At 66.3% G+C, this 17203-nt stretch carries 12 protein-coding genes; 5 read left to right on the forward strand and 7 right to left on the reverse strand.

The window, feature by feature from the left end; translation table 11 throughout:
- Positions 1-198: 198 nt before the first annotated feature.
- Positions 199-678: an Hsp20 family protein gene (locus tag ACQR1L_RS30305; RefSeq protein ID WP_434861579.1), complete on the forward strand. Its 480-nt coding sequence runs from the start codon at positions 199-201 to the stop codon at positions 676-678.
- Positions 679-1067: 389 nt separating this feature from the next.
- Here the strand turns inward: ACQR1L_RS30305 and ACQR1L_RS30310 are convergent, their stop codons facing one another.
- From ACQR1L_RS30310 to ACQR1L_RS30320, 3 genes are all read right to left on the reverse strand, one after another.
- On the reverse strand, positions 1068-1337 hold the full coding sequence (locus ACQR1L_RS30310; RefSeq protein ID WP_434861580.1) for a hypothetical protein: 270 nt from the start codon (positions 1335-1337) through the stop codon (positions 1068-1070).
- Positions 1338-1716: 379 nt separating this feature from the next.
- Positions 1717-1980: a hypothetical protein gene (locus ACQR1L_RS30315; protein WP_434861581.1), complete on the reverse strand. Its 264-nt coding sequence runs from the start codon at positions 1978-1980 to the stop codon at positions 1717-1719.
- 188 nt (positions 1981-2168) lie between these two features.
- Positions 2169-3539: a YadA family autotransporter adhesin gene (locus ACQR1L_RS30320; protein WP_434861582.1), complete on the reverse strand. Its 1371-nt coding sequence runs from the start codon at positions 3537-3539 to the stop codon at positions 2169-2171.
- A gap of 291 nt (positions 3540-3830) precedes the next feature.
- Here ACQR1L_RS30320 and ACQR1L_RS30325 point away from each other — a divergent pair, with 291 nt between their 5' ends.
- Both ACQR1L_RS30325 and ACQR1L_RS30330 read left to right on the forward strand, forming a co-directional pair.
- Positions 3831-4694 (forward strand): hypothetical protein, encoded by an 864-nt coding sequence (locus tag ACQR1L_RS30325; RefSeq protein WP_434861583.1) that lies wholly within the window; start codon positions 3831-3833, stop codon positions 4692-4694.
- Positions 4695-4855: 161 nt separating this feature from the next.
- The gene (locus ACQR1L_RS30330; RefSeq protein WP_434861584.1) at positions 4856-5620 is read left to right on the forward strand and encodes an alpha/beta fold hydrolase; all 765 of its coding nucleotides are present in this window, start codon (positions 4856-4858) and stop codon (positions 5618-5620) included.
- 178 nt (positions 5621-5798) lie between these two features.
- Here ACQR1L_RS30330 and ACQR1L_RS30335 read toward each other — a convergent pair whose 3' ends face one another.
- Positions 5799-6830, reverse strand: a complete 1032-nt coding sequence (locus tag ACQR1L_RS30335; protein WP_434861585.1) for a hypothetical protein — start codon at positions 6828-6830, stop codon at positions 5799-5801.
- A 555-nt stretch (positions 6831-7385) separates the two neighbouring features.
- Between ACQR1L_RS30335 and gltB the strand changes: the two genes are divergently transcribed.
- Positions 7386-12122 carry a glutamate synthase large subunit gene (gene gltB / locus ACQR1L_RS30340; RefSeq protein ID WP_434861586.1) on the forward strand — a complete coding sequence of 1579 codons (4737 nt, stop codon included), beginning with the start codon at positions 7386-7388 and terminating at the stop codon, positions 12120-12122.
- A 317-nt stretch (positions 12123-12439) separates the two neighbouring features.
- A complete protein-coding gene (locus ACQR1L_RS30345; protein ID WP_434861587.1) occupies positions 12440-13888 on the forward strand; it encodes a glutamate synthase subunit beta in 1449 nt (482 codons plus the stop codon).
- A 455-nt stretch (positions 13889-14343) separates the two neighbouring features.
- On the opposite strand, the gene ACQR1L_RS30350 is transcribed toward ACQR1L_RS30345, so the two are convergent.
- From ACQR1L_RS30350 to ACQR1L_RS30360, 3 genes are all read right to left on the reverse strand, one after another.
- Positions 14344-15159, reverse strand: a complete 816-nt coding sequence (locus tag ACQR1L_RS30350) for an arylamine N-acetyltransferase family protein (protein ID WP_434861588.1) — start codon at positions 15157-15159, stop codon at positions 14344-14346.
- Positions 15160-15174: 15 nt separating this feature from the next.
- Positions 15175-15990, reverse strand: a complete 816-nt coding sequence (locus ACQR1L_RS30355; protein WP_434861589.1) for an arylamine N-acetyltransferase family protein — start codon at positions 15988-15990, stop codon at positions 15175-15177.
- Positions 15991-16118: 128 nt separating this feature from the next.
- Entirely contained in the window at positions 16119-17120 is a 1002-nt protein-coding gene (locus ACQR1L_RS30360) for a KpsF/GutQ family sugar-phosphate isomerase (protein ID WP_434861590.1), read from the reverse strand.
- Positions 17121-17203: the final 83 nt, after the last annotated feature.

Genomic DNA, 17203 nt, shown 5'->3' on the forward strand with positions numbered 1-17203 from the left:
CATCGAATAGGTGAATGCCTACGGGAATCAAGGGGTGGAACGGCAAAAAGAGCCGGTCCGGGAGGCCCTTGAACGTCCGGACGTCCGAACCATATCGGGATTGTGCAGGCCGTCACGGCTGCACGACAGCCCGGCCCGATGGCGGGCGGGTTTGCCAACAGTCGCTCACCAACAGTCGCTCAATGGAGGACTTTGACCATGCGTACCTACGACCTCACCCCGTTCTATCGTTCCACCGTCGGTTTCGACCGTCTGTTCTCGCTGCTCGACCAGGCGACCGCCGAGCCCAGCCCCGGCTATCCGCCCTACAATATCGAGCGCACCGGTGAGAACGCCTACCGCATCACCGTTGCCGTCTCCGGCTTTGGCAAGGATGAGCTCTCCCTCGTCGCGAAGGAAAACACGCTGACGATCAAGGGCGAGAAGGCCGCCAACGAGAACGGCAAGAAGAGCGAAGTGCTGTATCGCGGCATCGCCGCCCGCGCGTTCGAGCGCTCGTTCCAGCTCGCCGACCACGTGGTGGTGAAGAACGCCAGCCTCGAGAACGGCCTGCTCCATGTCGACCTCGTGCGCGAGATCCCCGAGGCCAAGAAGCCGCGGTCGATTCCGATCTCGACGTCGGCGCAAGGCGCCGAGCAGCCGGTGCTCGAAGGCACCGCCGAGAAGGCCGCCGCCTGATCGCACGTCGATCTTCGGTCATTCGTTGCAGTCGCAGACGCCCCGGGAGACCGGGGCGTTTCGCTATGCTTGCCTGAGATCAGTAAGACGCGGTGGAGTTGACGCGTCAGGACCGCGACGCTACCCGCCGCGTTCCGGCGAAATCATGCTGAAGTGTCGAGTCATTGATCATCGTGCGATGGCAACGCTGAGAGCCAGCGATGACGGTGCTTGCACAAGTGCGCCGACGACGGCGTGGTCGGTGACCGATGGGGTCGGGCGCGTCTCACCTGGCGGGTTTGCCCCGCGCCTCGCCAGATCGCGGTGGCTTCACCAGAAGTCACGCCGCGAGTTGGTATAGGGGAGACCCCGGAGGCCGCCAGCCTCCAGGGTCTGATGAAGTTTCCCTATCACGCTGGCTGAGACGGCTCCGCGCCGATGAAGGATGCATTGCGCCGAGCCGCGCGCTTCTGTTTCAGGCATCCGTTGCCGAACGTGCCCCACTCGGCCGGGTTGTTCTTGCCGCAGCGCCAGGCAAGGCCTGCCGTCTGCACCGGAGCACCGACGACCTTATCGGCCGGAGCAGCGGAGGGGACGGTCGCGTGGGCAGCGGTCAGCAGGAACGTAGCAGAGATTGCCGCGGCGAGAGCGGAAACACGATTGAGGGAATTGCGCGTCATGGGACTAGCTCCTTGTGGGGGTGCAAATGAGATTTACCGACGCCCTTCATTTGGCTGGGCAGATGTTCGTTGCCCCCCGCAGGCTTCGGGTTCGTGGCCGGCCCCGCAACTGTGACCATCCGCCACACCAGGAGCGCGAATATGAGAGCAACCACAACCTTCCCCCTGCAGGCAGAGACCGTACTGCGTGCGGCGGCAGGGCGGCGGGGGCAGCGCATCGACGGGTGCGGCCGGTCGCGCTGCGGCCAGCGATTGAAGGCACGGCCGAGAAGGCCGCCGCGTCACCGGCCCGACAGCTCGCGAGAATACGAACGCCCCGGGAGACCGGGGCGTTTTTTGTGGGGGACCGGCGCGGTCCGTCGTTCGATCGCGATCGAGGTTACTGCGCAGCCCGCTGCTGCGGCGCGGGACGGGGCAGAGCAGCAGCGCGCGGCGGCGATGGCGCGGGGCCCGCAAAGCAGGAGATGGTCCCGATCGCGTTGCCGCCATACTGCACGAAGCCGGCAGACGTCGGCGGCGAATGCTGCACGGTGATCGGCAGATAGATGTAGCAGACCGACCCGTCCGCCGGATCGCGCCAGCGCTGCACGATGGTGTCCTGCAGCGGGCCCGCATATTGCCGCTCGAGCTGCATCCGCGGCATCTGCATCCATTGCGGCGACGGTTGGGGCTGCGGCGCGACCTGTTGTGGGACCGGTTGCTGTTGTTGAACAGGTGGTGGCGCTGGTGCGCCCTGGGCGAGGACTAAGCCCGGATCGAGCATGACCGCCAACCCGGTCAGCAGCCAGCGGCAGCGCCGTTCCAAGCCAGCAGCAACGATCAGGCGTCGATCTACCACGCCACCTGCACGCCGACGCGTCCTCCGAACTGGCCGCCTTCAGCGCGCATGCCGTAGCTCGCCGATCCCGACAGCACGACGTTGTCGGAGATCCGCGCCAGCGCGGTCATCGCGACCGCGCTCTGGCCGGCAAAGGTGCCGTAATTGGTCGCGAGCGCAAAACGCTTGTTGTCGGGCAGGAAGCCGCCGCCCATCGCCATCGCCATCGCGATGCCGGAATTGGCCTGGCTGATCTGGCTTTGCAGCCCGTTGATCTGCGTTTGTATTCCGGTGATCTGCGTCTGCAGTCCGGTGATCTGGGTCTGGACACCCGCGGCCACGCTGTTGAGCTGCGAGACGTTGACGGCATCGGTCTGGCTGATGCCGGCGGCCACGTTGGTCACGCGCCGCTCACTGCCCGCAGCTCCGACGGAGACCGTATTGGGCGCGCTCGCCACCGAGCCCTGGCCGATCGCGACGGAATTGGCGGCGGCCGCGTTGGCGCCGTTGCCGATCGCAACGTTGCCGGCCGCGCCGACCCTTGCACCTGTGCCATAGACCGCAGCATTGGCGAAACCGTTGTCGGTGGCCCCGGCTCCGATCACCGCCGAGCTGGCGGCGGACGTAGCGCCATTGCCGATCGCGATCGCGCTGAGACCAGACGACTCCGCGCCGAAGCCGATCGTTACTGAAGTATCGCCAGTCACGAACGTGTTGTTGCCGATCGCGATCGCGTTCTGGGCGTTGACCACGTTGCTATTGCCGACGATGGCGCTGCCTGACGCATTAGCCGTCCTTGCGGCTTGATTGTTGAAGCCGAGGACGGTGACGTTGTCGCCCCAGCCCGGCGTACCGACAAAGTTAATGCCGTTTAGTGAGTTGAAGCTGCCTAAGGCGACGCTGCTTCTCCCATTGACCGTATTAACAGTGCCGATCGCGACGGCGTTGTCACCATTCGACCTGGCTGCGACGCCAAGCGCAATCGCGTTATTACTTGCTGGGAGTACACCGGCCGATTGACCTATGGCGATACCGTTGTAGGAGTTTGCATTGACGACGGAGGAGCCAATGGCAATGGAGTTTACTGCACTGGCGCGAGCATCGATCCCTAACGCCGTGCTGGCACCGCCAGTTGCTTCCGAACGGGCGCCGATTGCGGTTGCTGCCGCTGCATTCGCAACTGCACCGTCTCCGCATGCCAAACTATCAGCCGCGCCTGCGTCATTTCCCGCCCCATTCACGATCGGCTGAGAGGCGAAGGCACCCGGCGCCCCGAGATACGTAGGAGAGCCCGCGGGCGCACCACCCGTGATGGGTATCGCGTAAACAGCGGAAGGGGGAAAAGCATTGACCGCGATCACCGTTCCAGACGGCACAGACGCCACGCTGCCTCCCGCGGTCGCGCCTGCAACACCGCATATGACGGCGCGCGCTGGGCTCGAGCCAAGTGCCAATGTCGAGGCGATAATCGCGAAGGCTGCCAGGGGGTACAGGCCGCGCTGGCCGGCCCGAAAGAGCCATGAGATTAGACCGCTCGGATCGCAGCCGTCCCCCGCGCCCGGCGGACGATATCCGGAACGCAGTTCAGCCGTCCCCACGATCTGCTGCCCCTCGATTTCCTGGTCTGTTTCACAGTATTTCTACGGGAAAGTAGATCGGCCACAGGAATGCACGCAATGAAACAAAGGGACTCTAATTCCGCGCCGGACCGGGCCGCGCTCGATCAGGAAGCGCGGGCTTTGCAGTCTCACCCGAACTTCGATCGCGCGGTCCGGGCGTTCTGCCAGGGCATGATCGAGACCCATGCCGGCCGTCGCCTCGCCAATATCGGACTCGGCCATACGCTGGGTTGGGCGGTCGCGGTGCTGATCGTCTATCTCGATCACGTCAGCCCCGAGGGAACGACGAGTTCGCAACTCATCGAGCTCTGCACCAACGGAGGCCTCGCGGGCCCGAAGGCGGTGAAGGGCGCAATCCAGACGCTGCTGTCATTTGACCTGATCGGGCAGGACGACCATCCGACCGACGGGCGCGCGACGCGGCTGCGACCGTTGCCACTGCTGCTGGACATCCAGAGCGACAATGTCGCGGCGCGGCTCGCGGCGCTGGAGACCGTGCAGCCGCTTCCCGCGCCTGCGCACGAATGGGGCCGCCAGCGCCATGTGATGCTCGCCTTCTACGGCGGCAATGTCGAAGTCTTCGCGCGCCATCGCTTCAGGCTCTATGACGGCTTCCCGGAGATCCAGGCCTTCATGGATCGGGCGTCCGGCTATCTGCTTCTGCTCGAGCTGCTGCAGAACTGCGGCCCCACCGACGGGGCAGGCGTCCTGACCGCCGTCCAGCCATCAATCCTGGCGCCGCGCGTAGACGTCTCGCGGACCCATCTCAACAAGCTGCTGGCCGCCGCACGCGACCAGGGCTGGCTGACGCTCGGACCACGCCGCGGCGAGGTGCTGCTCGACGCTGGGTTCTACCAGCGCCTGCAGCATTGGATCGCGCTCGAACTGGTCTGGACCTGGTGGCTGGTCCGCGCGGCTTAGAAGCGACCGACCGCGCGCTGGAGACGACATGCGCAGAGCTACCGAAGCGTTTTCTCTAGCCTTGCTGCGGTGCAATCAAACACTTGTGAGGTCGGTAACGGCCCGCGTACCGGACGCGAACAGCCCAGTGTTGCCTACCCCTAAGTCACTGGAGCCTTTCCTTGAACGTCGTTCGCACTCTCACCCTCATCGCCGCCCTGACCTCCCTGGCCGGCCCCGCCCTCGCCCAGCCGGCAGCGCCGCTCAGGGTCCATAATGTCGTCCTGGTGCACGGCGCCTGGGCCGATGGCTCCAGCTGGGCCAAGGTCATCCCTTATCTGCAGGCCGCCGGCCTCAAGGTCACGGCCGTGCAAAATCCCCTGACCTCGCTGGCGGACGCGGCCGCCGCCACCCGCCGCGCTCTGGACCAGCAGGACGGACCGGCCGTGCTGGTCGGCCATTCCTGGGGCGGCACGGTCGTGAGCGAGGTCGGCACCGATCCGAAGGTCAGCGCGCTGGTCTATGTCGCGGCACGGGCGCCCGATGCGGACGAGGATTTCGTCAAGCTCGCCGGGCAATATCCTACTCCGCCGGCGCGGGCGGGTATCGTCGATCATGACGGCGAGACCAAGCTCAACGAGAGCGCCTTCCTGAACGACTTCGCCAACGGCGTCGATGCGACCACCGCAAAGGAGCTCTATGCCGTGCAGTGGCCGACGGCGGCGACGATCTTCGCCAACCGCACCACGCAGGCGGCGTGGCACGACAAGCCGTCATTCTATGCGGTGTCGAAACAGGACAAGACCATCGATCCCGATTTCGAGCGCTTCCTGGCCAGCCGCATGCACGCCACCACGATCGAGCTCAATGCCGGACATTTGTCGATGGTCTCGCATCCGAAGCAGATCGCGGAGCTGATCCTCAAGGCGGCCAGGCAGCACGAGTAGTGCCTCCGGCGATGCCGGCTTCCAACTGAAGATGGGATGCCCGCAGAGGCGGGCATCCCGCACGCCGCGGCGGTGGTGATGAACCGAGGTGCCGGTGACGACCCGATCGCCCGGTCAAGCCGGGCGGTGACAGTTGCGGTGGCGGCAGGCGGTGGGGCGGACCGCTTGCCGGCTGCTGCTACTCCAGGCCTTGCGCCGGCGGCATCTTTGCGGTGGGCAGGATCTGCGGCGCCGGCTTGGCTGCCGGCGCGGTCGATCCGGTCGTCTGCGGAGCGGCTGCCGCAGACTGGACGGGCTTGGCGTCGGCCGGCTTCGCCTCCAACGATTTCGCCTCGGCCGGCTTGGGCGCGTCGGCCTTGGCCTCGATCGGCTTGGTCTCTGCCGGCTTCACGTCTGCCGACTTCGTTTCTGCAGGGTTCAACTCGACAGGCTTGATCTCGGCCGGCTTGACGTCGGCGACCTTCGGCACAGCGGCCTTGGGGGCGTCAGCCGGCCTCGGCGCGAGCGCCGCGGTCTGCGGCGACGGCGCGGCGGGTCGGACGGCCGGAGCGGCCAGCCTTGGTGCCTGCGTCGGGGCAACAGCCGCCACCCGCGGCGCCACCGGAGCCGGCTGCACGATACGTGGATCGGCGCGGATCACGGTCGGCGGCGGCAGCCGGTCGAGGCCGACGCGCGGCGCCGGCTCGTAGCGCATGCGCTCGTACTGCTCGCCCCATTGGAACGCCGGCACGAAGCGGATGATGCGGCCGGAGCGGGCGTCAACCACCAGCTTGCCGTCCTCGCCCTGGCGGTCCAGCACCGCGACGACATAGACGTTGCCGCGCTGGCGCGGTGCGCCGAGCGGCGAGAAGCCGTTGTCGCGCAGGATGGCGTAGACCTCGTGCACCGGCAGGAACGCGGGCGCGTAGCCATAGTCCTGCTGATAGCCTTCACGGTAGCCGTCCTGCCGGTAGCCGTCGCGGTAGCTATCCTGGCGGTACACCGGCGCCGGCGGCGCGTAGCGCTCCTCGCGATAGCCGTCGTCCGGCCCCGGTCCGTAGCCGTAGCGTGGCGGCGGCGCGGGCACGACCGCCGGCGGCGGCGCCTCGGAATAAGGCGCATCGAAATCGGAGACCGCCGTGTACGGCCCGCGCATACCCGGCAGCGGCTCCGCCTGGGCGGCAAAGGCTGCGATCAACGAGGCCGAGACGGCTCCAACTAGCAACTTCATGGCTCAAAGCTCCTGCATGCCCCCGCACGTGAAGCTGTTCGCTTCTTCTCAAGTGCCACGGAAGGTCTGCCGCGATTCCGGCGGTCCTGGGTCGGAGTGTGGGCGGGATCGGGGCGCCGTGTTGCAAAATCGAGCGATGCACGTGATCGGCCGAGCCGGACGGGCCGTTCAGTGAAGAGAAAACGGGAGATTTGCCTGGAGAATACCGGCCTGAGCGCTGCGGAACCGGGGACTCCGGGCCGCTTGTGTGATAGGGTCAAGTTTGGCATCTTGCGGTTTAGGACAGAATTGCTGTCTAAAATTTCGTTGCAAAGGTGACCGAGACTTTGCAATGATGTTACGGCGCCGCTCCCGATCGTGGGCGCTGCGACATGAACAGGCCGCGGTCGTTCAGTGGGACATGGTCCCCCGGTGGCTGGCCTGAACTCTGCAAATGCGGCTCGCTGACAAGGACGAGCGTTGGTTCCGGAGAGGGGCCCGCGCAGCGCCCGGGGTGCGCCGGACTGTGTACCGGACTGTGGTGAAGGCCCTGACCAATAACTGATGGGGACGGATATGAGCGGATCGAAGGTCGAGCACGGAAAGTTGGGCGGCGCGGTGCTGGCTGTGGATTCGCATGAAAAACCGGCCGAGATCACCCGCGAGCTGCACACGTGGCGCCCCGAGGCTGAGGGCCTGTACGATCCCTCGCTGGAGAAGGATTCCTGCGGCGTCGGCTTCATCGCCAATATCAAGGGCCAGAAGTCGCATCAGATCGTCGCCGATGCGCTGAACATCCTGTGCAACCTCGAGCACCGCGGCGCCGTCGGCGCCGACCCGCGCTTCGGCGACGGCGCCGGCATCCTGGTGCAGATTCCGCACGCCTTCTTCTCGCGCAAGGCGAAGGAGCTCGGCTTCGCCCTGCCCGCCCCCGGCGAATACGCCATCGGCGCGCTGTTCATGCCGCGCGACGAAGCCTGGCGGAACGTCATCAAGAGCATCATCGCCGACCAGATCGAGGACGAGGGCCTGGTGCTGCTCGGCTGGCGCGACGTGCCGACCGACAACTCCTCGCTGGGCGTGACGGTCAAGCCGACCGAGCCGCGCAGCATGCAGGTGTTCATCGGCCGCAACGGCGCCGCCAAGACCGAGGATGAGTTCGAGCGCAAGCTCTACATCCTCCGCAAGTCGATCTCGCAGGCAATCTATCAGCGCCGCGACCGCGGCATGTCGGGCTATTACCCGTGCTCGATGTCGTGCCGGACCGTGATCTACAAGGGCATGTTCCTGGCCGACCAGCTCGGCAAGTACTACGCCGATTTGCACGAGCCGGACTTCGAGAGCGCGCTGGCGCTGGTGCATCAGCGGTTCTCGACCAACACCTTCCCGACCTGGTCGCTGGCGCATCCCTACCGGATGATCGCGCATAACGGCGAAATCAACACGCTGCGCGGCAACGTCAACTGGATGGCGGCGCGCCAGGCGTCGGTGTCGTCGGAGCTGTTCGGCAAGGACATCAGCCGGCTCTGGCCGATTTCCTATGAAGGCCAGTCCGACACCGCCTGCTTCGACAACGCGCTCGAATTCCTGGTGCAGGGCGGCTACTCGCTGCCGCACGCGGTCATGATGATGATCCCGGAGGCGTGGGCCGGCAATCCGCTCATGAGCGAGGAGCGCCGCTCGTTCTACGAATATCATGCCGCGCTGATGGAGCCGTGGGACGGCCCCGCCGCGATCGCCTTCACCGACGGCCGCCAGATCGGCGCCACGCTCGACCGCAACGGCCTGCGGCCGGCGCGCTATCTCGTGACCAAGGACGACCGCATCGTGATGGCGTCCGAGATGGGCGTGCTGAAGATCCCGGAGGACCAGATCGTCACCAAGTGGCGGCTGCAGCCCGGCAAGATGCTGCTGGTCGATCTCGAGCAGGGCCGCCTGATCCCGGATGACGAGATCAAGGCGCAGCTCGCCGCCAGCCATCCCTACACCGAGTGGCTCGCCCGGACGCAGATCCAGGTCGAGAAGCTGCCGGACGCGCCGACCAAGGGCGCGCGGACGAACCTGCCGCTCTTGGATCGGCAGCAGGCGTTCGGCTACACCGCCGAGGACATCAACATCCTGATGACGCCGATGGCCGCCACCGGCGAGGAGGCGACGGGCTCGATGGGCAACGACGCGCCGATCTCGGCGCTGTCGGACAAGCCGAAGCTGTTGTTCACCTACTTCAAGCAGAACTTCGCCCAGGTCACCAACCCGCCGATCGACCCGATCCGCGAGGAGCTGGTGATGAGCCTGGTGTCGATCATCGGCCCGCGCCCGAACCTGTTCGACCTCGAAGGCGTCGCCTCGACCAAGCGGCTCGAAGTGCATCAGCCGATCCTGACCGATGCGGACCTGGAGAAGATCCGCTCGATCTCGGAGGTCTCCGACAGCCACTTCGTCTCGCGCACGCTCGACACCACGTTCGATGCGAGCCTGGGCGCCGCCGGCTTCGAGCAGGTGCTCGACGATCTCTGCGGTCGCGCCGAAGCTGCCGTCCGCGAGGGCGTCAACATCATCATCCTGTCCGACCGCATGGTCTCGGCCGACCGGATCCCGATCCCGTCGCTGCTGGCCTGCGCCGCCGTGCATCACCATCTGATCCGCACCGGCCTGCGCACGTCGGTCGGTCTCGTCGTCGAGAGCGGTGAGCCGCGCGAGGTGCATCACTTCGCGTGTCTGGCCGGCTATGGCGCCGAGGCGATCAACCCGTATCTCGCCTTCGAGACCATCATCGCGCTGAAGGACAAGCTGCCGGGCGCGCTGAGCGACTACGAGGTCGTCAAGCGCTACATCAAGTCGATCGGCAAGGGCCTGCTCAAGGTCATGTCGAAGATGGGCATCTCGACCTACCAGTCCTATTGCGGCGCCCAGATCTTCGACGCGGTCGGGCTGCGTGCCGAGTTCGTGCAGAAGTTCTTCGCCGGCACCCACACCCGGGTCGAAGGCGTCGGCCTCGCCGAAATCGCCGAGGAGACCACGCGCCGTCACCGCGACGCATTCGGCGACGCGCTGGTCTACAAGTCCGCGCTCGACGTCGGCGGCGAATATGCCTTCCGCACCCGCGGCGAGGATCATGCGTGGACCGCCGAGTCCGTCGCGACCCTCCAGCATGCCGTGCGCGGCAATTCCAAGGACCGCTATCAGGCATTCGCCAAACTGCTCAACGAGCAGTCCGAGCGGCTCCTGACCCTGCGCGGCCTGTTCCGGATCAAGTCGGCCGAGGACGACAAGCGCAAGCCGGTCCCGCTCGACGAGGTCGAGCCGGCCAAGGAGATCGTCAAGCGTTTCGCCACCGGCGCGATGAGCTTCGGCTCGATCTCGCGCGAGGCGCACACGACGCTCGCGATCGCCATGAACCGGATCGGCGGCAAGTCGAACACCGGCGAGGGCGGCGAGGAAGCCGACCGCTTCAAGCCGCTGCCGAACGGCGATTCCATGCGCTCGGCGATCAAGCAGGTCGCCTCGGGACGTTTCGGCGTGACCACGGAGTATCTCGTCAACTCCGACATGATGCAGATCAAGATGGCGCAGGGCGCGAAGCCCGGCGAAGGCGGCCAGTTGCCCGGCCACAAGGTCGATGCCACCATCGCCAAGGTGCGCCACTCGACCCCTGGTGTCGGCCTGATCTCGCCGCCGCCGCATCACGACATCTACTCGATCGAGGATCTCGCGCAGCTGATCTACGACCTGAAGAACGTCAATCCCGACGGTCAGGTCTCGGTCAAGCTGGTGTCCGAGATCGGCGTCGGCACCGTCGCGGCCGGCGTTGCGAAAGCGCGCGCCGACCATGTCACGATCGCGGGCTTCGAGGGCGGCACCGGTGCCTCCCCCCTCACCTCGATCAAGCATGCCGGCTCGCCGTGGGAGATCGGCCTCGCCGAGACGCATCAGACCCTGGTGCGCGAACGGCTGCGCAGCCGCATCGTGGTCCAGGTCGACGGCGGCTTCCGCACCGGCCGTGACGTCGTGATCGGCGCGCTGCTCGGGGCCGACGAGTTCGGCTTTGCGACCGCGCCGCTGATCGCGGCCGGCTGCATCATGATGCGCAAGTGCCACCTCAACACCTGCCCGGTCGGCGTCGCCACCCAGGACCCGGTGCTGCGCAAGCGCTTCACCGGCCAGCCGGAGCACGTCATCAACTACTTCTTCTTCGTGGCCGAAGAAGTCCGCGAGATCATGGCAGCCCTCGGCTACCGCTCGTTCAACGAGATGGTCGGCCAGGTGCAGATGCTCGACCAGTCCAAGCTGGTCGCGCATTGGAAGGCCAAGGGCCTCGACTTCTCCAAGCTGTTCGTGAAGCAGAAGGAAGCGCCGGGCCAGAAGATCCATCACTCGGAGAAGCAGGACCATCATCTTGAGGCCGTGCTCGACCGCAAGCTGATCGAGCAGGCCAGGCCCGCGCTCGACCGCGGCGCGCCGGTCAAGATCGAAGCCGAGATCAACAACACCAACCGTTCGGCGGGCGCGATGCTCTCGGGCGCGGTGGCCAAGATCTACGGCCATGCCGGCCTGCCGCAGGACACCATCCATGTCAGCCTGAAGGGCACGTCGGGACAAGCCTTCGGCGCATGGCTGGCGCACGGCGTGACCTTCGAGCTCGAAGGCGAAGGCAATGACTATGTCGGCAAGGGCCTGTCGGGCGGCCGCATCATCATCAAGCCGCCGCGCAATTCCGGCATCGTGCCGGAGGAGTCGATCATCGTCGGCAACACCGTGATGTACGGCGCCATCTCCGGCGAGTGCTTCTTCCGCGGCATCGCCGGCGAGCGCTTCGCGGTGCGTAACTCCGGCGCAGTCGCCGTGGTCGAAGGCGCGGGCGATCATTGCTGCGAATACATGACCGGCGGCATCGTGGTCGTGCTCGGCAAGACCGGGCGCAACTTCGCGGCCGGCATGTCGGGCGGCGTCGCCTACGTGCTCGACGAGGCCGGCGACTTTGACAAGCATTGCAACATGGCGATGGTCGAGCTTGAGCCTGTCTTGTCGGAGGAGATGATCGCCGAGGACACCTATCACCAGATGGGCGACCTCGAGGCGCATGGTCGGGTCGACGTGTTCAAGAACCTGCTGGCGTCCGACGTCGAGCGCCTGCACGTCCTGATCTCGCGTCACGCCAAGGCCACCGGATCCAAGCGCGCCGCCGACATCCTGGCGAACTGGAAGGAATTTGCGCCGAAGTTCCGCAAGGTCATGCCGGTCGAGTACCGCCGCGCCCTTCGCGAGCTCGCGGCCAAGGCCGACGCCGAGCCGAAGATCGCGATCGGGGCTTGATGTTGCTCCTCATGGTGAGGAGGCGCGAAGCGCCGTCTCGAACCATGAGGCCGAGAGCGGGGCCTCGCCCTTCGAGACGCGGCGCAAGCGCCGCTCCCCGGGGGTGAGGAGAAGTAGGAAACTAGATCCTCATGGTGAGGAGGTGCGCAGCACCGTCTCGAACCATGAGGCCAGGATCGAGGCCTCATCCTTCGAGACGCGGCGAAGGCGCCGCTCCTCAGGATGAGGGGAAGCACAGAGGAAATTCCTCATGGTGAGGAGGCGCGAAAGCGCCGTCTCGAACCATGAGGCCCGAGCAGTCAGGGACGTCGTAGGTCATGGGCAAGGTCACAGGTTTTCTCGAAATCGAGCGGCACGATCGCAAGTACGCGCCGGTTGCCGAGCGGCTGAAGCATTTCCAGGAATTCGTGGTGCCGCTCTCCGAGAAGGAGCTGCGCGACCAGGCGGCGCGCTGCATGAATTGCGGCATCCCCTATTGCCACGGCACCGGCTCGGCCGCGCCGGGCACGCCCGGTTGCCCGGTCAACAACCAGATCCCGGACTGGAACGACCTGATCTACAACGGCAACTGGGAAGAGGCGTCGCGCAACCTGCACTCGACCAACAACTTTCCGGAGTTCACCGGCCGCATCTGCCCCGCCCCGTGCGAGGCGTCGTGCACGTTGAACATCGACGACAATCCGGTGACCATCAAGACGATCGAATGCGCGATCGTCGACAAGGCGTTCGAGCAGGGCTGGATCAAGCCCGAGCCGGCCGCGGTGAAGACCGGCAAGAAGGTCGCGATCGTCGGCGCCGGCCCCGCGGGCCTCGCGGCCGCGCAGCAGCTCGCGCGCGCCGGACACGAGGTGCATGTCTATGAGAAGCATGCCAAGGCCGGCGGACTGCTGCGCTACGGCATTCCCGACTTCAAGATGGAGAAGGGCATCATCGATCGCCGCATCGCGCAGATGGAAGGCGAAGGCGTCGTCTTCCACTACGGCACTCCTGTCGGCGGCAAGGACGGCATCGATCCGAAGTCGCTGCTCAAGGATTACGATGCCGTCGCGCTGACCGGCGGCGCGGAAGCGCCGCGCGACCTGCCGATCCCCGGCCGTGATCTCTCCGGCGTCCACTACGCGATGGATTTCCTGCCGCAGCAGAACCGCCGTGTCGGCAACGAGGCCGTTAACGCCACCGACATCCTCGCCGGAGGCAAGCATGTCGTCGTGATCGGCGGCGGCGACACCGGCTCCGACTGCATCGGCACCTCGCTGCGCCAGGGCGCGCTCTCCGTCACCCAGCTCGAGATCATGCCGGCGCCGCCGGAGCGTGAGAACAAGGAGCTGACCTGGCCGAACTGGCCGCTGAAGATGCGGACCTCGTCGAGCCAGGCCGAAGGCGCGGTGCGCGAATTCGCGGTGCTGACGCAGAAGTTCGAGGGCGAGAACGGCGCGGTCAAGAAGCTGCACTGCGTGCGCGTCGATGCGCAGTTCAAGCCGATCCCGGGCACCGAGTTCGTGCTCGATGCGGACCTCGTGTTGCTGGCGATGGGCTTCGTGCATCCGGTGCACGAGGGCCTGCTGAAGAGCCTCGGCGTCGACCTCGACCCGCGCGGCAACGTCAAGGCCAACCTCTCGGACTACCAGACCTCGCTGCCGAAGGTGTTCTCCGCCGGCGACATGCGCCGCGGCCAGTCGCTGGTCGTGTGGGCGATCCGCGAGGGCCGGCTGTGCGCCCAGGCCGTCGACAAGTTCCTGATGGGCAAGACCGAGCTGCCGCGCTGAGCGCGGCAGACGCCGCGCGTATTGGCCTCACCCTTCTAATTAGACCCGATCCGCCACCCCGAGCGCGCTGCGCCCCCCTCCCCCTTGCGGGGAGGGGTCGGGGGTGGGGGTCCCCGGGCGCTGAACGAAGTTGAGTCCGCCGGACTTCAACCTAGCAAGCGGCCGTCGCAGCTCCCGCCGACGCTCTCCACTCTAGCTACTTCCGTCATTGCGAGCGCAGCGAAGCAATCCAGAGTCGTGGGCGGGACTCTGGATTGCTTCGCTGCGCTCGCAATGACGCGGTAAGTTCATCGGCTTAAGCGAGCGGTTCGCCCGCGGGGAAGAGTTCAGCTCAACGACGTAGGTCTGGATTCGTGGACCCCCACCCCCGCCCCCTCCCCGCAAGGGGGAGGGGAGCGCACCGTCTTTGCGGCAGGACGGTCGGCCGACCACTGACACATCAAGCCGACTGACAATCAGGCTGTCGTCCGCGCCCAGATATCCTCGACCGGCACGGGCGGCGTCACCCGAAACACCTCGTCCATCAACCGGCCGAGTTCTTCAGCGCTCTCGACCGTCCGCTCCTCGATCACCTCGCCATCGCGGGCCTGCGTCTGATAGCGGCGGCTGACCAGCTTGTGCCGCACGGTCGGCTCCACGCGCTCCATCATCAGCGTGTGCGTGGCCGGCACATTCGCGTTGGTGGACGTGTACCAGCTGCCGAGCACGTAGTCGGCGTGGATCTGCGGCGCAAGGTCGAAGGCGTACATCATGCGCCAGCCGGCCGGCTGCCTGGCGCTGATCGCGTAGAGCCCGTCCCACATGCCGATGCGGAACGTGCCCATCGGCGTGGTCTGCTCGGGCCCGACCTCCAGTGCAATTGGCGCATCCATCAGGCAGATGCCGAAGCCGACATCGACCAGATACGGCCGGCCTTCGGCTTCCACCAGCAGCATCATGTGTTGCCGCGGCCCGAGCGGCTCTGATGGCTGCGAGCGCCAGCGCACCCGCCCGGTCAGGCCGGTGACCTTGAAGCCGATCGACTCCAGCGCCGCCTGGAACAGCACGTTCTGCTCGAAGCAGTAGCCGCCGCGACGGCTGTGGACGAGCTTCCGCTGCACCGAGGCGAGATCGACATGGACGGGGCGCCCCATCAGCGGATCGAGCGCCTCGAACGGCAGCGCATCGACATGCGCGGCCTGCAGGGCGCTTAACGTCGCCAGGTCAGGGGCGAGCAGCCCGCGATAGGCGATACGGGCGAGATAAGATTCCAGCTGAAACTCGTCCGCCATCGCATCGCCTTCCGATCAGTTCTCGATCCGCGCCCAGATCGCATCGACGGCGACCGGCAGCGTGACGCCGAAGACCTCCTCGACGACACGCTGCAACGCCTCCGGCGTTTCGATGATCTGCTCGCTCCTGACTTCGCCGTCGCGCGCCTCGACCACGAGCCGGCGGTTGACCAGCTTGTAGCGCAGCTCGGACGTCAGCCGCTCCAGGATCAGCATCGAGGTGAACGGAGTCAGCGGGCTGGTCGAGGTGAACCAGTTGGAGAGCACATAGTCGGCGTGGATCTGCGGCGTCAGATCGAACACGTACATGGTGCGCCAGCCCGCCGGCTGCTTCGCCGCGAGCCAATACAACCCGTCAGAGAATGTGAGGCGAAACGTGCCCATCGCCGTCGGTTGCTCGATGTCCGGCACCATGCGCAGCGGCGTGTCGAGCAGGCAGGAGCCGAAGCCGACATCGGCAAGATACGGTCCCTCCGGCAGGTCGACCTTCAGCATCATATGCGTGCGCGGCGTATGCGGCGCGGCTGCGTCGAGCCGCCAGCGCACCCGCGCCGACAGCGGCGTCACCGCGAAGCCGATCGCCTCCAGCGCGGCCTTCAACAACGCGTTCTGCTCGAAGCAATAGCCGCCGCGGCGGCCGTCGACGATCTTGGCCTGCACCGACGCGAGATCGATGTTCACGGGACGGCCGAGCAAGGGATCGATGCCCTCGAACGCGATGGCATCGACATGGGCCGCCTGCAAGCCGGCGAGTGTATCAAAGCTCGGCGTCAGCGGCCCGCGATAGCCGATACGGGCGAGGTATTTGTCGAGGTTGAAGTCGGGAGACATCGTGACGAAAACTTCCAACAACACAGGCCGCTATATCAATCGTCGTCATTGCGAGCGTAGCGAAGCAATCCAGGGCTCAGCAAGGACTCTGGATTGCTTCGCTTCGCTCGCAATGACGATGGCTGAGATCACGCCACCCCGGCACGCAGCAGGTCGTGCATGTGCAGGATGCCGACCGGCTTGGCGCCGTCGGTCACGATCAGCGTGGTGATCTTGGCGGAGTTCAGGATCTCCAGCGCCTCCGACGCCAGCGCCTCGCGGCGGACGGTGCGCGGGTTGGCGGTCATGATCTCGTCGACCGAAACGGACAGCAGGTCGGACCGCATCTTCCGGCGCAGATCGCCGTCGGTGATGATTCCCGCGACATGGCCGCGGCCGTCGACGATGATGACGCAGCCGAGCCCCTTGGCCGACATCTCTTCCAGCGCATCGGCCATGCCGGTGCCCAGCGGCTTCAGCGGCACGGCGTCGCCGGAGCGCATCAGGTCGGAGATGTGCTTGAGCATGGCGCCGAGCTTGCCGCCCGGATGGAAATTGGCGAATTCCAGCGCGGTGAAGCCGCGGCCTTCGAGCAGTGCGATCGCGAGCGCATCGCCGATCGCGGCCTGCATCAAGGTCGAGGTGGTCGGCGCGAGATTGTGCGGGCAGGCCTCGCGCGCCTTGGGCAGCTCCAGCACGATCCGCGCCGCCTGCCCCAGCGACGACTGCGCGTTCGAGGTGATGGCGATCATGGGGATGGCGAAGCGCTTGGTGTAGTTGACCAGCGTCTTCATCTCCGGCTGCTCGCCCGACCACGACAGCGCGATGACGACGTCATCCGAGGTGATCATGCCGAGATCGCCATGGCCGGCCTCGGCGGAATGGACGAAGAAGGCCGGCGTGCCGGTCGAAGCCAGGGTCGCCGCCATCTTGCGCGCGACGTGGCCGGACTTGCCAAGACCCGTGAGGATGGCGCGGCCCTTGGCCTGGCGGATCAGCTCGACGGCGGCAGCGAAGGCCGCCCCCAGCGGGCCGCGCAGCGCGGCGGAGATCGCGGCAATGCCGTTGCTGCCGGCGTCGAGCGTGCGCAGCGCCGATTGGATGTCCGCGTTGGCAGGAGGGGCTTCGGTCAACGGCTTCGATCTCGGCATTCTCGCTTCCAGGCTGATTCAAAGGCTGAGACAGTCAGGCGCCGCTCTTTAGCATGGGTAAGGCGGCAAGGCGTCATCAACAG

This window comes from Bradyrhizobium sp. HKCCYLR20261 (assembly GCF_051168435.1).
Taxonomy (GTDB): domain Bacteria; phylum Pseudomonadota; class Alphaproteobacteria; order Rhizobiales; family Xanthobacteraceae; genus Bradyrhizobium.

Excerpts from the sequence above, each read along its gene's own strand:
- ACQR1L_RS30305 (WP_434861579.1), top strand. The coding sequence starts at position 199 with ATGCGTACCTACGACCTCACCCCGTTCTATCGTTCCACCGTCGGTTTC.
- ACQR1L_RS30310 (WP_434861580.1), bottom strand. The coding sequence starts at position 1,337 with ATGACGCGCAATTCCCTCAATCGTGTTTCCGCTCTCGCCGCGGCAATC.
- ACQR1L_RS30315 (WP_434861581.1), bottom strand. The coding sequence starts at position 1,980 with ATGCCGCGGATGCAGCTCGAGCGGCAATATGCGGGCCCGCTGCAGGAC.
- ACQR1L_RS30325 (WP_434861583.1), top strand. The coding sequence starts at position 3,831 with ATGAAACAAAGGGACTCTAATTCCGCGCCGGACCGGGCCGCGCTCGAT.
- ACQR1L_RS30335 (WP_434861585.1), bottom strand. The coding sequence starts at position 6,830 with ATGAAGTTGCTAGTTGGAGCCGTCTCGGCCTCGTTGATCGCAGCCTTT.
- gltB (WP_434861586.1), top strand. The coding sequence starts at position 7,386 with ATGAGCGGATCGAAGGTCGAGCACGGAAAGTTGGGCGGCGCGGTGCTG.
- ACQR1L_RS30345 (WP_434861587.1), top strand. The coding sequence starts at position 12,440 with ATGGGCAAGGTCACAGGTTTTCTCGAAATCGAGCGGCACGATCGCAAG.
- ACQR1L_RS30350 (WP_434861588.1), bottom strand. The coding sequence starts at position 15,159 with ATGGCGGACGAGTTTCAGCTGGAATCTTATCTCGCCCGTATCGCCTAT.
- ACQR1L_RS30355 (WP_434861589.1), bottom strand. The coding sequence starts at position 15,990 with ATGTCTCCCGACTTCAACCTCGACAAATACCTCGCCCGTATCGGCTAT.
- ACQR1L_RS30360 (WP_434861590.1), bottom strand. The coding sequence starts at position 17,120 with ATGCCGAGATCGAAGCCGTTGACCGAAGCCCCTCCTGCCAACGCGGAC.